Annotated in this window: 16 protein-coding genes and 2 pseudogenes; 4 read left to right on the top strand and 14 right to left on the bottom strand. The window is 48.2% G+C overall.

The window, feature by feature from the left end; genetic code table 11:
• Positions 1–195: 195 nt before the first annotated feature.
• The 3 genes from AB1402_04075 to AB1402_04065 form a co-directional block, all read right to left on the bottom strand.
• Positions 196–645: a transposase gene (locus AB1402_04075; GenBank protein ID MEW6540780.1), complete on the bottom strand. Its 450-nt coding sequence runs from the start codon at positions 643–645 to the stop codon at positions 196–198.
• Positions 624–1,730 carry a transposase gene (locus tag AB1402_04070; protein MEW6540779.1) on the bottom strand — a complete coding sequence of 369 codons (1,107 nt, stop codon included), beginning with the start codon at positions 1,728–1,730 and terminating at the stop codon, positions 624–626. The genes AB1402_04075 and AB1402_04070 overlap by 22 nt, the downstream gene beginning before the upstream one ends.
• Before the next feature lie 85 nt (positions 1,731–1,815).
• Positions 1,816–3,192: a glycosyltransferase gene (locus AB1402_04065; GenBank protein MEW6540778.1), complete on the bottom strand. Its 1,377-nt coding sequence runs from the start codon at positions 3,190–3,192 to the stop codon at positions 1,816–1,818.
• Between the two features lie 126 nt (positions 3,193–3,318).
• On the opposite strand from AB1402_04065, the gene AB1402_04060 reads away from it, so the two are divergent.
• Genes AB1402_04060 through AB1402_04050 form a run of 3 tightly spaced genes read left to right on the top strand, consistent with a single transcriptional unit; the run spans position 3,319 to position 5,054 of the window.
• Positions 3,319–3,684: a hypothetical protein gene (locus AB1402_04060; GenBank protein MEW6540777.1), complete on the top strand. Its 366-nt coding sequence runs from the start codon at positions 3,319–3,321 to the stop codon at positions 3,682–3,684.
• Between the two features lie 6 nt (positions 3,685–3,690).
• Positions 3,691–4,167: a transposase gene (locus AB1402_04055; GenBank protein ID MEW6540776.1), complete on the top strand. Its 477-nt coding sequence runs from the start codon at positions 3,691–3,693 to the stop codon at positions 4,165–4,167.
• Positions 4,164–5,054 carry a DUF4338 domain-containing protein gene (locus tag AB1402_04050; GenBank protein MEW6540775.1) on the top strand — a complete coding sequence of 297 codons (891 nt, stop codon included), beginning with the start codon at positions 4,164–4,166 and terminating at the stop codon, positions 5,052–5,054. The genes AB1402_04055 and AB1402_04050 overlap by 4 nt, the downstream gene beginning before the upstream one ends.
• A 109-nt stretch (positions 5,055–5,163) precedes the next feature.
• Here the strand turns inward: AB1402_04050 and AB1402_04045 are convergent, their stop codons facing one another.
• The 11 genes and pseudogenes from AB1402_04045 to AB1402_03995 form a co-directional block, all read right to left on the bottom strand.
• Positions 5,164–6,381 (bottom strand): glycosyltransferase, encoded by a 1,218-nt coding sequence (locus AB1402_04045; protein MEW6540774.1) that lies wholly within the window; start codon positions 6,379–6,381, stop codon positions 5,164–5,166.
• Complete coding sequence (locus AB1402_04040; protein ID MEW6540773.1) at positions 6,351–7,295, bottom strand: class I SAM-dependent methyltransferase; 945 nt, start codon at positions 7,293–7,295, stop codon at positions 6,351–6,353. The genes AB1402_04045 and AB1402_04040 overlap by 31 nt, the downstream gene beginning before the upstream one ends.
• Before the next feature lies 1 nt (position 7,296).
• Complete coding sequence (locus tag AB1402_04035) at positions 7,297–8,694, bottom strand: hypothetical protein (protein ID MEW6540772.1); 1,398 nt, start codon at positions 8,692–8,694, stop codon at positions 7,297–7,299.
• Positions 8,687–9,628, bottom strand: coding sequence for an NAD(P)-dependent oxidoreductase (locus AB1402_04030; protein ID MEW6540771.1), 942 nt, complete (start codon positions 9,626–9,628; stop codon positions 8,687–8,689). Before AB1402_04030 ends, AB1402_04035 begins: the two co-directional genes overlap by 8 nt.
• Positions 9,629–9,653: 25 nt before the next feature.
• Positions 9,654–9,779, bottom strand: a pseudogene (locus AB1402_04025) (dehydrogenase).
• A 3-nt stretch (positions 9,780–9,782) separates the two neighbouring features.
• Complete coding sequence (locus AB1402_04020) at positions 9,783–10,778, bottom strand: kinase (protein ID MEW6540770.1); 996 nt, start codon at positions 10,776–10,778, stop codon at positions 9,783–9,785.
• A gap of 48 nt (positions 10,779–10,826) precedes the next feature.
• Entirely contained in the window at positions 10,827–12,038 is a 1,212-nt protein-coding gene (gene lhgO / locus AB1402_04015; protein MEW6540769.1) for an L-2-hydroxyglutarate oxidase, read from the bottom strand.
• 26 nt (positions 12,039–12,064) lie between these two features.
• A complete protein-coding gene (locus AB1402_04010; protein MEW6540768.1) occupies positions 12,065–12,424 on the bottom strand; it encodes a sugar nucleotide-binding protein in 360 nt (119 codons plus the stop codon).
• 1 nt (position 12,425) lies between these two features.
• Positions 12,426–12,869: pseudogene (locus AB1402_04005) on the bottom strand (GDP-mannose 4,6-dehydratase).
• 38 nt (positions 12,870–12,907) lie between these two features.
• Positions 12,908–13,276: a hypothetical protein gene (locus tag AB1402_04000; GenBank protein ID MEW6540767.1), complete on the bottom strand. Its 369-nt coding sequence runs from the start codon at positions 13,274–13,276 to the stop codon at positions 12,908–12,910.
• 101 nt (positions 13,277–13,377) lie between these two features.
• Complete coding sequence (locus AB1402_03995; protein ID MEW6540766.1) at positions 13,378–13,896, bottom strand: transcription termination/antitermination NusG family protein; 519 nt, start codon at positions 13,894–13,896, stop codon at positions 13,378–13,380.
• A 5-nt stretch (positions 13,897–13,901) separates the two neighbouring features.
• Between AB1402_03995 and AB1402_03990 the strand changes: the two genes are divergently transcribed.
• Positions 13,902–14,030: a hypothetical protein gene (locus AB1402_03990; protein ID MEW6540765.1), complete on the top strand. Its 129-nt coding sequence runs from the start codon at positions 13,902–13,904 to the stop codon at positions 14,028–14,030.
• Positions 14,031–14,108 lie beyond the last annotated feature (78 nt).

Here is a 14,108-nt window from a genome sequence, read left to right as displayed (position 1 = left end):
TCAACCTCAATCCGGCAAGTAACTGCCGTTTTTTCTTTCGCAGCCCTGCCGGCATTCAGAAAGCACCAGTTCAGTTCTTAAATGCTAGCGCATCCCAGGCCGGATAGCACTGTAATGGAGACAGTGGCAACGCCTACCCGCAAAAACGGTAAAGCAACCCGGCCCCCTCTTGGGGGAGCAAAAACGCCGTCTGTTTTACTTGTCAGGAGCAGGCCCGGTCAGGCCTGCAGCACATTCAGCCAGGCCTTGATCCCGATGAACTCCCGCAGTTTGGCCTTGATATGGCCGATGACCTGCTCCAACCAGCGGTTCGCCGCCATCCTGATGTGCCGGTAAGCGGCCGTTGTCGACGATGTTGGCCGGTACGTTGACGACGAGTCTTCTGATGGTGGACACTTCGGCGCGCGCCGCATTTTCGGGCAGCAGGGCCTGCCGGAACCAGTTCAGCAGGTTGTAGGCCAGGATCTTGATCCATATGAAGGCCCTGTTCTTCACCATCGCGTGCTGGCTGTTCTGGTCAAGGCCAAGACCGGTCTTCAGCTCGTCGATCTTGTTCTCCACATTGGCGCGCTTGTTGTACCAGCGCCAGACCTCTTCCGGAGGCATATCGTCCAGGTTGGTCACTATTGCCTCGTGATCATACAGGTCGTGGAATTGCGGGGTTTCCTGGCCGGGGCACCCGCCGAAAGCGGGTCGGCATTCGGTCCTGACCTTCTCCCGGACGAAGACGAACCGCTCACGAGCCGTTCCCAACTGGGCAGAGGTACCCGAGCCGGCAGTTCGGCTACGGCATAGGTGTCGTCCAACGGGCGCCAGAGTTCTTCGCGGTTAAGGTGGTTGATTATTTTACGGACGCTGCTGTTCAGCGGCGCTTTGCACACATAGTACAGGTTTTGATCCTCCAGGTAGTTGAAGTTCTTCTCGTCAAAGAATCCTTTGTCCAGGCGGATGCCGACGACCGTTATCCGGGTACTGATCCGGGACAGGGTATCCTGGAGAAAATCCATAAATTGCCCGTTGCTGGCCGACCCGCCTTCGGCGGGTACCCCGCCGTCATACAGTTGGGCATTGACGAGTTCGGTGGTGCCGGCGATGAAGGCCGCCTTGGCCTTGTGGGACGGACGCCTGCGGTAGCGGTTGTAGCCCGCCTCGGCGCCTTCCTGATTTCCGAACAAGGTGATCACGGTGTCGTCAATGTCCAGCCACACCTCCCGGGGCGGTTCGGTCCGGGCCTTGAGTTCCAAGAGGGCCTGGTTTATCCGGGGCATTGCTTCCACCTCGTCCGGACCGGGGCACCCACCGCAGGTGGGTCGGCCCCAGTAAATGGCGGAAGGTCCGTTCATCCGGTGCCCGATCCACTCCCTTGAGAAGCTTGTAGCCCGGGTCCGTCTTAAGGATTCATGTGCTCCAAGCGGGAGAGTCCGAAAACCTGCGCGTCGGTTGGCAGTATCGACCAGTTGGGCGACGGTGTAGCGACAATTATGGTGCCGGTACACCCGCAGGTGTTCGTGCACCAACTGCACAAAACCGACGACCTGCTTGAATGCCTCCAGTACACCGAACCCGCCGAAGGCGGTGATGGTTTGGTTGTCAAAGGCCACGGGCAAATCCGTTTTCCGGGCCAGTTTCTCCAGCCGCGCCAGTTCCCTGGCCTGGCGGCGCTCCATGGCCCGTCTTTGCTGGCGGCTCCAAGAAAGGGATTGCTCTTCGGCAAGGTCATGTGATATCATGGCGTCGGGAACATCCTCCTCCGATTTTGGTGTTTGCTGTTAAAGTACCAATTCTCGCTGAGGAGTGATGTTCCTCCTTATTTTGCTAAATTTTTTGCACGAAATTACGGCTGTAAGGCCCACCATTACCGGATTCTTCGGTTTTACTTGCCGGATTCATGTTTAACACAGAATTGAGCACTTCATAATGCCAGGCTAATGAGTATTTTCCACTTATAGTTGTGAGGGCATTCAGCATAAGTTGAGACTGCAGTGCATCGTTATCCAGCATTTTCACGAGGGACTCTGCAAACTGCTTCGGGTCATCCTCAATCCAGATATCAAACCTGTCCTTTACCTCAAGACCTCGCACACCTACGGTGGTGCTTAAGACCGGACAGCCATAGTTCATAGCCTCTAAGGTCTTTACACTTACACCTGTTCCTGAAAGAAGGGGTACAATAACAATTTTGACTCTGCCGTAGAAATCATTCAGGTCATTTATGCTATCTAAAAACTCAATACCCCTTTCACTGGCAAGTATCCCTCTGGCTACATTAGAGATAGGTCCTGCTATCAGGCATCTGAAGTCTTGCCTCCTTTCTCTTATATGAGGAATGATAGAGTTTCCAAAAAATTCAATTGCCTCAACATTGAAAAGTCCTGAGCTTCCAATAAACCCAAAATCATATTGCTTGTTAGTATTCTGATAAGAGACGCCCTCTTTTTTGGGTATCACAAGAAGAGGTAGATATCTTACTTTTTTAGAGAGAGCCTGAATATTCCTCAGCTCTTCAACCTCAGAAACTGAAGTAACAAGCACTTTATCAAATACACTGAGAATGTTTATCTCTTCCTCATAGGCTTTTTTGTAATTAAAAGTGAGAGTCCAGAATTTTTCAAGCAGGAAGTTAGCATATATTCCACCTATAAATTCTTTAATTGGTTTACGCATGAGGATTTTTTTTGCAATATGGAAGTGGCTAGCATGGATATCATGGATATCTATTATCTTTAGCCCTCTGAAGTTTTTTAGATTTTCAAGCCCCATAGAATTTGCAGTCCAAGGCTTATTAACGATAATGGCAAAGTCTGAGACTGAATTATTAGTGATGTAACTTTGTATCTGTCCGAATTGCTTTTTATAAAAAAATCTCTCTATCATACTGTATAGGCGGTTTCTGCCCATCAATATATTGGCAAGCCGCATAAAAGCCCGTTTAACGAAATGCTTTATGGGGCTTGAATAAGTGTCGATAATCAGATAGTCTCTAACATATTTTTTTATTAATTGTAGCGACTCAGAATCCCATCTGCCTCTCTGCGAATTAAATGATAAAAAGTAGACCTCATATCCGAATTTGTTAAGATATTGAAGCCACACATAATATCTTTGTGATGAGCCGTCTCTGATGGGGAAAAAAGAGCCATCAACCACAAACAATATTCTTTTATGCTCTGATGTCATGCCTTCGGTAAACATTCAGTAAACCCGCTTCCCTTGGGCTGCTCGTCCTGAGATTCGCACTGCCGAGCCATCCCAAAAAACCTTGCAAAAACTTTGCTTTCAGGGCTGGACACAGTGCAATTTTACTGGTAAACTCTCAGTATGAGCAGACCAGCAATCACGGCACAGACACCTGAAAACCCTTTCGGCACGACTGGGTTGTGTTCCTTTCCGCACTGCCCGTTCATTGAGCAGCTCAGGCGTGAAAATGACCTCCTGATCCAGAAACAAGAACGCTTGCAAGAAAAGATCGCTGCTCAAGAAGCGGCAGTCTCAAAATTGCAAGACATGCTTTTCAGCCGCTCCTCCGAGAAAGCCCCCCGGGCGAAGCAGACTGAGCAAGAGGCCCAAACCGGGACCGACTGCGAAACCAAAAACCTGACCTGCCTGGAACCCTGGGCCGACGCCTGGGTGGCACGCATTGCCAATATCTTATCGTTTGAACGAGGCCCGGCTGGCAGCCGATGATCAGGAGTGCTTCCTGCGGGCTCAGACGGATCTGGAACAAGCATTGAACGAGATGGCCCGTACGCGCGAGGCCGAGTTGCAACAGCCGGACCTGCACTGGACGGGAGCGCCAGGCATTGGAAAGCGCCCGCACCCACTGGGCCGGACCCGCTTTCGGCGGGTACCCCGACCGTTTTCGTGGACCACCCCCAGGTGCCCATGGACAACAATCTGGCCGAACGGATGCTGCGGCCCGTGGCCTTGGGGCGGAAGAATTCCAACGGTACCTTCTCGGAATGGGGCGGTCAGTTCATGGCCATGTGCATGTCCATTCTGCGGACGGTGGCAGAACACGGTCTGGACCCTTGCGCCTATCTCCGCCACTACCTGGACGCATGCGCCGCAAACGGCGGCCCGCCGGCCGATCTGGAACGTTTCCTGCCCTGGAACGTGCTCAAAGAAAACCTGGAAAAACATGCTTTGCGCCGGAGGGATGGTTTGTGACCGAACAGGATTTCCCCAAAGTGATCTGCGGCCGGAGGTTTACCCGGGCCGATCTGGATTTGATCCGGCGGATCATCGCCGCCGATCCGGCCTCCTGGCGCACCAAGATTTCCCGGGAGGTCTGTGCGGCGCTGGGTTGGTTCAAGCCCGACGGCGGCCTCAAGGACATGAGTTGCCGGGTGGCTTTGCTGCGCTTGCACCGCGCCGGTCTGATCCAGTTGCCCGCTCCCCGGAACGGTGCTTCGACCTCCCGCACCCCTCGCCGCACACCGGAGGGCGAACCCCGGAAACTTATCGTGCAACCGGTACAGCAGCTCTTGCCGCTGACCCTGCAACGGGTGACCCGGAAGGAGTCCCCCCTGTGGAACGAACTGGTGGACCGGTACCATTACCTTGGTTACAAGCACTTGACGGGGGCCCAACTCCGCTATCTGGTCCACTCTCCCGCCGGGCTGCTGGCCGCCCTGGGCTTCTCCGCCGCCGCCTGGAAGGTCCAGCCCCGGGATGCCTGGATCGGCTGGTCGGCCGAACAGCGGGTGGCCAATTTGCATTTGGTGGTGAATAACTCCCGCTTTTTGATTCTTCCCTGGGTGCAGTCCAAAAACCTGGCTTCCAAGATCCTGGCCGCTTGCGCCCGCCGGTTGCCGGCGGATTGGTTGGCGGTTTACGGATACCGGCCGGTATTGCTGGAGACCTTTGTGGAAAAGGATCGCTTCCACGGCACCTGCTACAAAGCGGCCAATTGGGTACACGTGGGGACTACACAAGGCCGGGGGAAACTGGACCGCTACAAGGAGCGCAAATTGCCGGTGAAAGACATTTATCTCTACCCCCTGGCACCAGACTTTCGTCAGTCCCTTGCCGGATCCATCCCGCCATCCTTGTGACAAATGGCTTGGACGCCTTCAATTCCGGTCCTTCAACGTGCTACAATACCGATAGCACCCAACCCTGCGGATTTATGCTCGCATGGATTTGAACGGGTTCACTGATTATTTACTGCCTTCGTAAAGCCAATAGCCTGTCAATATAAGTTCTGGCGTTATAAAACTTTTTCCACTCCATTGAAGCTTCTTTTGCCTTGATGGAGAAGTCTTTCTTGTTATTTAAGAACACCTCTATCGCATTTTTGAGTTCTTGTGCATTATATCCATTGAAAGTTACTCCACAATTATTATATTTTTTGATTTGCAGCTCCATCCATGTATCGGCAGTGGTAATTACAGGTTTTCCAAAGGCGAGTGCTTCTGCAAATATTCCAGAGGTTCTCCCGTAATATGTGCTTTGGCAGTAAGGCAGTAGCACTGCATCTGCCTCTGAAAGTAGTTTGTAATATTCCTCTGTTTCAAGAGGCCCATCCACAACCACAACAGTCTCCCCAATGGTAGAAAGCTCTGCTTTTGTCTTGAGAACTGCCTTTGAGGGATTTTCAGAGACATTTGACTGTATAACGAACCTGATATCCTTCCTCTCACCCAAAATGCCCCTTATTGCCTCGGGCAGAAGACAGTAGCCCTTTTCCTCTCTCGCATCACCGAGATATATAAAGCTGGTCATTTTTCCAGAATGTTTAGAGTTTCCGTTGTGTGGGAGATGAGGGATAGGAAGGACTGAAACCTTTACGCCTGAGAGTTCCTCGTATTCCTCTGCCAGGATATCGCTATCTGCAGCAAGCACAATGTTGTACTTCATTAAATAATTTGAAAATAATTTAAATATAAACTTATATAGGTACCGACTCCTGCGCCACACTTTTTGCGGTCTGAACACAATGTTTGTGTATCGTAATAGCAAAACAACAAATGGCTGATTCTCAACTGGAAGACTTTTATACCAAATAAATAATCCGAGCAGTTGATTATAGCTAAGCGTATGAAACAGCGCTATATCTGATTTTGAAAACGATTTCGGGTCGATTTTTCTTAAGTCCTTCCAGAAAAACAGATTGCCCAAAAAAAAGTTTATAGTCTGGCCAACTTTTGGAATTCTGCTTACAGAGTAATGAATATCATGGGAAAAATTAGGCATGCCAGATAGAGACTCCCTGATATCTCTTTTTGCCTTTTGATGGCAGTACACTTTTGCCTGAAAACCCATAGAAGTCCATTCATCGTAAATGGACTTGTCATACTCATAGTGATGCCCTCTTTTGTCTCTGAGGGTGTTGTCAAAGATGTGAAGGGTCATGGCTTTGCAGTGGCAATCATGCTCCATCCTTTAGCCCCAAGAAGTGTGTAATAAAAGGCAAAAATTCTGCTAAGTAAAGCACGACTAACAAAAATAGCAACAGGAGTTGTTTCTGGTTCTTTGGAATGCTTCCTGAGCGGTCTTAACACCGCTCTACCTAAAAAACTAATGATAGCAGGATACGCAGGATATGGTGTTTCTGAGGCTGGAACAGGATATTCTTTTATTTCTATTTCTCTATATCCTGCTTTTTTAAGGGCATATTCCAAGCTTCTCTTTGACCATCTTGTAAAATGGTATGGTGGGTAATCACAGGGGTCATCTATTTTCTTAAAACGGCTTACCCTGTTTGGGCTTGGGACAGTGACAAGTAAAATGGCTGAACTAAACTTCTCCTTTACTGCTTTAAGAAACTGCAGTGGCTCATCTAAGTGTTCCAGCACCTCTGATGCAATAACAAGATGTGGCATATTCCATGTTTTGGGGTAATCACTAAAATCACCGTTGTAAACATCATAACCCAAGGATAGTAATCCTTTCACTAACTGCTCAACTATCTCTATTCCATACATCTTATAACCTTTCTCTTTTAGTTTCTTTAAGGTAAATCCACTCCCACAACCAATATCTAAAATAGTAGAGCCTGATGGAATAATTTTTGGGACGAGTTTTACTATTTCCTTAAGATAAGAATAGTTGCAGTATTTTTCCTCTCCTTTTTTTGAGCTGTGAATTTCTTTAAGATTTGCTAACCATATGCTGTAGTCAAAGGGCGTATCAGTTCTGAAATAATCCTGCTCGTATTGCTCCCTTGTATAATCCCTTGGAATATAAAAGTATAAATCGCACTCTGTGCACGAATAGAGTTTATATTTATTTTTGTATTGCGCCAAAAATTTATTTTTACTGCTATCACATACCGGACACTGTTGTACTACCAATTTAACTTACCTCCTTACTGTTTAGGTATAACATTTTCATTACTTCGCTGTATATTATATGGCACCATGGAATGAGAATTAAGAGCATTATTCCAGCAAATCCGACAACAACACCATTTATTCCAAATAGCTTACCAAGAAGTAAATTAGAAAGAATAACTAAAAAAGCACATATCACAGCTACAGTAACAAAAGGTTCCTGTTTCTGAAAACGAACAGCGGTCGTCTCAACATTAGGAAGTTGCATTGCTATAAGCGTAAATAATAAAATCCCAACAGAAAACAATTCTGCAAGTCGTTTAGCCTGTGGCATATCATAGAAATAAAGTAAACTAATAATTAAAAAAGCAACAATAGAAAAAATTATGGAAGCTGCGAGGCTTCTTAAGTAAGTATGTTTTACTAATGATTTCAGTACAGGTATATCTTTTTTAGCACCTAAAATCCCCATTTTGGGTGCGACAGCACTAACCCAAGACTGTGCAATTGCATTCAGTCCGTTATATATTTGCATTGTTGCTCCCATCTGACCCGCAACAATTGGGCCATGAAGCTGAAACATGATCGGAACAAATGATTGAAACATAAAAAAACCCGACAGCCAGCTGACACCAATACGCCATTGTTGAGGCCAAAATTCTTTTTTCCATGAAATGCGATATGGATCTTTGTTTATTTTTAAAATTTTATAAAAAGGAATAAAAGTTTTGCTAAGCAGAAGAAAACTAACTACTGCAGATGTTCCACTCATAATTGCTGCTGTATATAAGTTAGCCCCTGAATAGATCGCCGCCCACCCTGCTACTGAAGAGAAAATACTTGACTTTAAATAAATTTGTTGACTCACATCTATACGGTTAGAACCTTCGAGACAACAACGCATAGGCAATAAAATAATAGAGAGTGAAACTGCGGCACATAAGAGCCACCAAGGCATTTGAATATCAATATCTGCTTTGTGTTGCAATAAAAAGAGATATCCTCCGGTCCCGATAATAGCCAAGAAAAGGAGTGATAGCGCAAGATACCACTTGATACCCAAATTCACAAGTGAGGCAAGGCGGGCAAGCGCCTTGGGGTCTCCCTCTATTCTATTATGAGTGCTTAATTTTAGATGTGCCCATTCATGACTGATAAACTGAACCATTACCAAACCAAATCCAAGTTCAAGGAAGATCTGTAAGAAAAGCAGACTCATGAAGGTATAATGATAACCTTGAATCTCTGGTAAAAACTTAGTAATTATAAGCCAAAGTGTTATAGGGAAAGAAATCACTCCCCATGTTCTATAAAGAAGTGAATAAAATACAGCACGGTCAATACCCCATATATTTTTAATCTTAATTAAAAGGGCAATTAAACTTTTGTTATAAATGGCAGATTCGAGGAATTTAAACATTAGCAAACTGATTTGCCTGAATTATTTTGTAGCCTTTTAATAATTCCTTTATTCCATCATCGAGGCTGTATTCTGGCTTCCAACCCAGAGATTCGATTTTCTTATTACTTACGATATAGTCCCGTTTGTCAGGATCTTCACCAATTAGTGCTGAATGTATATATAAATCAGGCACATACTCCTTTATCTTTTCACTAAGCTGTCGTTTTGTGAGATTTGCACTGCTGAGCCCTACATTGAAGGGTTGTCCCCTCATCTTATCATAGTTTTCTAATCCAAAAAGAAATGCCTTAGCTATATCACGGATATGAATAAAGTTCCTTCTAAAATGTTCCTCGAACAGGACAATAAATTTATCTTTAAAGGCCCGATAGGTAAAATCGTTGACGAGTAAATCCATCCTCATCCTCGGACTCACACCAAAGACGGTAGCCAGCCTGAACGTAATTGCGTTGCCCTTCTCCAAGAGTGCTTTCTCGACTTCAACCTTTGTCTTCCCATATTCTGAAATAGGGCGCAAAGGCGATTCTTCCGTACAGAACGTATCTTTTTCACCCACACCATAACCGCTGTTTGTGGTTGGAAAAATCACCCACTGAGAAGGTGACAACTGCTCAATCATCATCATCGAGGCTTCGTAATTTACCAATCTTGTTAATGAAGGATTCATCTTGCATGCCGGCGCTCCCACGATAGCTGCAAGAGGAATAATAATGTCGTATTTCGGAAGAAGTGACGACACCAGACTTTTGTCGCAGATGTCGCCCTTTATGAATTCAAAATTGCGATTTGCACAGCATTCGAGAAGCGGATACTGTCCGTACATTAAGGAGTCCAAGACAGTCACCCTATAACCTTCTTGCAATAAAGCCGGGACAAGAATCGAGCCGATATAACCGGCTCCACCAGTAACAAGAATATTTTGACCTCGCATCAGCACACCTCCTTCAAGTATTCTTCCGCGATTTTAAACGTCTCAGGGAAGGGAGACCAACAGGCGCAAGAACCTTGGGCACATCGCTCACTACCTCGCGCAATCTCGTACCAAGACCGTCGGCCAGAATTATTGCATCCACTTTTTCCATGCCTTAATATGTCAGATAGATGATTTTAGATCCTTCATTTTCAAACCTAAAATGTACTTCCAACAGATCACTTAACGCCGCTCTTACCGATTTGTGCCTGGTCCTATCAGCCAAAAAAAAGAGAAATCCGCCGCCTCCCGCTCCCGCCAATTTGCCACCGTATGCCCCTGCGCCTATTGCCTTGGTGTAGGCTTCGTCGATGAAAGAGGTTGTTATCTGTCGGGAGAGACATTTTTTCAATGACCAGCTTTCATTCAGCAATTCGCCCAATTGTCTCACCATCTCTTCTGGGCTCTCTGCAGAAATTATTCTTTCAGCATCGAAGACCATTTGACACATTCTCTCAAGATAGTCATCTTTGCTGCATGTCTTGGTGTTCTCTATTTGTTCCTTCAGTATCTCGTTCGCGTAACGGGTCAATCCTGTGTAAAAGACCAACAAGGAATCGTTCAAGAAATCGTACTTTTCCTTCGAAATGACGACGGGTCGAACGGATATTCCCGCGTCATCAAACTGAATTATATTCAAGCCTCCATACGTTGCATGCACCTGATCCTGACATCCAACATTTTCCTTTATCAGTTGCTGTTCAATATAGATTGCTCCTTCGGCGAGTTGTTGCTTCGAAACTCTTTTGCCCTCTAGGGCATACAAGGCGTTTAGGAAACCGACGGTAAATGATGATGACGAGCCGAGACCTGTTTTAGCAGGAAGGTCAGCGAATATATGAATATCCAGATTGCCGTTCATTTTCATAAATTTCAACGTCTCTCTCACGCTTGGATGAACGATATCCTCAACATTATTCACAAGTTCGGCCTTCGAATAACCGACTCGGATCTTATACTCAAAAAAATCGCTTAATTTATTAACGCTTATGTAAATATATTTATCAATCGTCGTTCCAAGAACGGCACCGCCTTTTCTCATAAAGTATTCTCTGTAGTCGGTCCCTCCGCCGAAAAAACTCAGTCTTACAGGTGTTCGTGATATAATCACTATTATACCTCTTTTAGAATATGTTTTACCGCGCTCAAAATGTCGCTTTCAACATAAGTAGCTCTTGAAGTGTGAACCGTTTATATATGTTACAACATGTTGGGCAAAAGCCAGTGAAGACGTGAAAGCGGGTGATATCGTATTGAGAATATGCACTGAATCATTGTTCTTAAGCAGAACATAATCCAGGATCAGTTCATTCTTGGTCTTGTCGAACAACTGCGGCCGAATACCCACTGTGGGATACGACTCAACCTGGAAGTACTTCAGACTGGGAACCAACCGCCTTGCTTCCCGGTACATCAAATAGGAATTATATTTTCCGACCTCCCGCATCGCCAACCGGAGATAGTTCTTGTCGGTGAACAGCTTTTTCCCAGTGCAATAGATAGACTCCTTAAGTTCTTGATACCTGATGTTATCGATCAACCCATAGTTTTCCCGGCTCAAAGCCAGGATGGCCGTCGGTCCGATTTTAACGACTCCCTGGGGCGTCCGGGTGAAGTGCACCCCTAAAAAAGGAAACCGGAGATCCGGAACGGGATAAATGTTGGAACGCACCAAATGGTTGGATTCATCTTTCAGTCGCAGGTAAACACCCTTATAAGGAACCATGGTGTACGTTAACCCGATGCCGCACATCTGCGCGATGCGATCCGCATAAGCACCGGCCGCGTTCACCAGATAACCATAGCCCAACCGCCCGTTGGATGTGAGCGCCTCCTTGAAATTCCTGTTCAAGGACTGCAACGCCACGCCAGTCTTGATAATGATGCCCAGCGCTCCGGCATCTTCCACCATCTTGTGCAGCACTTCTCTTGGATTGATCACAACCGTATTCGGAGAATACAAGGCTTTATGAACGGTACGTGCATAGGGTTCAATCTCCCGGAGCTCCTCTTCACCGATGAGCGTTACCTCCGCCCCACTGGCCCTGGCTCTTTGCTCCAGTTCCAGAAGGGTTGTTACCTCTTTTTCATCTCTGGTAACAATTACTTTCCCTTTTACCATCCCAAGGCCTTTTTCGGCACAGAAGTTTCTCATCAGCTCATTCCCACTCACACAGAGCCGGGCCTTAAGGGTTCCGGGCTTGTAATAAATACCGGCATGCAAAACGCCGCTGTTTCTGCCGCTGGCATGGGCCGCCAGTTGACTTTCCTTGTCAAGCACGCACACACTGCCACCGAAAGCTTTCTTAACCTCGATCGCCGTTGCTAGGCCGATGATGCCGCATCCGACAACCAAGAAATCATAGCCCATCGGCTGTTCCTCCCAACATTCATAATTCAGGAAAGATGGCCCTTCTCCTTCAGATAGGCACCCAAGGCCTCTTCCCAGGGACGCACCGACAACCCATTCAATTTTGAACTCATAAGGGCTGAATTGGACGGGCGCTTTGCCTTCTGGGCAAATTCTGTACTGCTTATGGGAGAAAGGTCCACTTTTAGTCCCATCAGGCGGAAAATAGCGGCGGCGAATTCGTACCAGGAACATTGCCCCGTATTGGTGACGTGATAGACACCATAAGGACGTTGTTCGGCAATGACGGTCCGGATGAGATCGGCGGCGTCCCGGGTATAGGTCGGAGACATTCGGATATCATCGATCACCCGCAATGGATCGCCGGCCCGTGCCTTCTTAATCATTGTCTCCACGCGGAATTTCCACAACCTTCCCGAACATTTCAGAAGAGCAGGCCTGATAGAACCTCACATCGTGCTTGGTCCGGTCCCTATAATCTCGGGTCGCTTCAAGGAGGCGCAGGGTCCCAAGCGCAACCACATCCGCGGTATACTCAGGCTGGTCAAAGGATACCTTTACGTGGGACTGAGCGCCCAGGTTGTAAACCTCATCGGGTTGGACCTTTTCAATTATACGGCGAAGTCCTGTGCCGTCCGACAGGTCGCCGTAATGAAGAAAAAGTCTTGTCCCGGGCTTATGCGGGTCTTGGTATAAGTGCTCAATTCTGTCGGTATTAAAGGAGGAAGATCTTCTTATTATGCCGTGAACTTCATACCCCTTCTCCAATAGCAGCTCGGCAAGGTATGAGCCATCCTGCCCGGTAATACCTGTGATTAACGCCTTTTTCATGACAATATCTTTTGATGACAGGATGGGAAGTTTGGCCATTATAGCGTAACCTCTGCGCGAGAAATAAACTTTTCTTTAGTGGTAAGACTTTCCTCAATATCTTCCACTAACCCAAGTATTTTAGCATTTTCAAGATACAGCTCCACAGCCTCTTTCAAATTTTCCACCGCCTCGGAGATGGTGTCGCCGGCACTCGCAACTCCCAACTCAGGGCACTTCGAGACATAACCTTCCGTCTCTTTCCAAACAACCATCGTGTAATCAAGGACCTTCATCAAGGTGCCTCCTTTCGATGGAGCTTCCGCCGCGCCATTATATATAATACCGCTTACCTTGCTTTCCTCGCTCGCCATTATTTCCCCCGCGAGGGGCACGGCTCCGCCGGGGAAGATCCCTTTTTCTGGCAACAGTGATCCCCCGGGGGCGGTTTATGTCTTGGCGCTTATGCATGCACTTGAGTTGACTCAATAAACCCGGGCCTTTTACCCGCGCTGAAAACCGGGCCCGCCTAGCCGCCCGCGCAAATGCCCAGGCGGTCCAGGTCGACGGCGTCGACCTCGACGGCCGTCTGCCGCTGTATGAGTTCCAGCAGCACCCGCACCCGGCCCCGCCCGGTCACGGGCTTTTCCACCACGCCTAAAAGGCCCGCAAACGGGCCGTGCCGCACCGCCACCCGGCTGCCGGTCGGAAACTCGGCCTGCGGCTTCGGCGGCTCGTGGCCCCGGGGGGCGACCCGCAGGTGGATGAGGGTGACGGCCTCGTCGGGCACCGGCACCGGGGTGTCCCCGGCGCAGAGCAAGCGCCTGACTCCCGGCGTCCGGTTCACCCGCCGGACGTTTACCGGTTCCGGGACCAGCCGCACAAAGAGATACCCCGGAAAGAGGGGTTCCCACAGGCTGAGCTTGGAGGCGCCCCGCTTGCGGACCACCGTGATCTTGGGCAGGAAAACCTCCCAGCCCTTGGCCTCCAACTGCCGGGCGGCGAAGTCCTCTTTTTGGGGGTTGGTGTTGACCGCATACCACCGCAACGCGAATGGCGCCTCCCTATACGGTTTCCAGGATGTTGACGATGGGCACGCAGGGCGGCCGGCGGCGCCGCCACCCGGTAGTCGAGGCCGAGCCGATCGGCGGCGATTTTCAGCGTTCGCTGGGCATTAATTAGGCCAATCAATCGTTCGTTCCGTTCGATCTATGACCAACTGTAGCTGATTCTGGAAGGCTTGTCAACGGGTGGTGATGG

This window comes from Bacillota bacterium, from assembly GCA_040757205.1.
Taxonomy (GTDB): Bacteria; Bacillota; Desulfotomaculia; order Desulfotomaculales; family Desulforudaceae; genus Desulforudis.
The sequence above is the reverse complement of the archived record's forward strand: the minus strand, read 5'-3'. Positions and strand labels throughout refer to the sequence as shown.

Bases quoted from the DNA above. Each gene is read 5' to 3' on its own strand.
- AB1402_04070 (MEW6540779.1), bottom strand. From the start codon at position 1,730: ATGATATCACATGACCTTGCCGAAGAGCAATCCCTTTCTTGGAGCCGC.
- AB1402_04065 (MEW6540778.1), bottom strand. From the start codon at position 3,192: ATGTTTACCGAAGGCATGACATCAGAGCATAAAAGAATATTGTTTGTG.
- AB1402_04060 (MEW6540777.1), top strand. From the start codon at position 3,319: ATGAGCAGACCAGCAATCACGGCACAGACACCTGAAAACCCTTTCGGC.
- AB1402_04045 (MEW6540774.1), bottom strand. From the start codon at position 6,381: ATGGAGCATGATTGCCACTGCAAAGCCATGACCCTTCACATCTTTGAC.
- AB1402_04035 (MEW6540772.1), bottom strand. From the start codon at position 8,694: ATGTTTAAATTCCTCGAATCTGCCATTTATAACAAAAGTTTAATTGCC.
- AB1402_04030 (MEW6540771.1), bottom strand. From the start codon at position 9,628: ATGCGAGGTCAAAATATTCTTGTTACTGGTGGAGCCGGTTATATCGGC.
- lhgO (MEW6540769.1), bottom strand. From the start codon at position 12,038: ATGGGCTATGATTTCTTGGTTGTCGGATGCGGCATCATCGGCCTAGCA.
- AB1402_04010 (MEW6540768.1), bottom strand. From the start codon at position 12,424: ATGATTAAGAAGGCACGGGCCGGCGATCCATTGCGGGTGATCGATGAT.
- AB1402_03990 (MEW6540765.1), top strand. From the start codon at position 13,902: ATGGCGCCTCCCTATACGGTTTCCAGGATGTTGACGATGGGCACGCAG.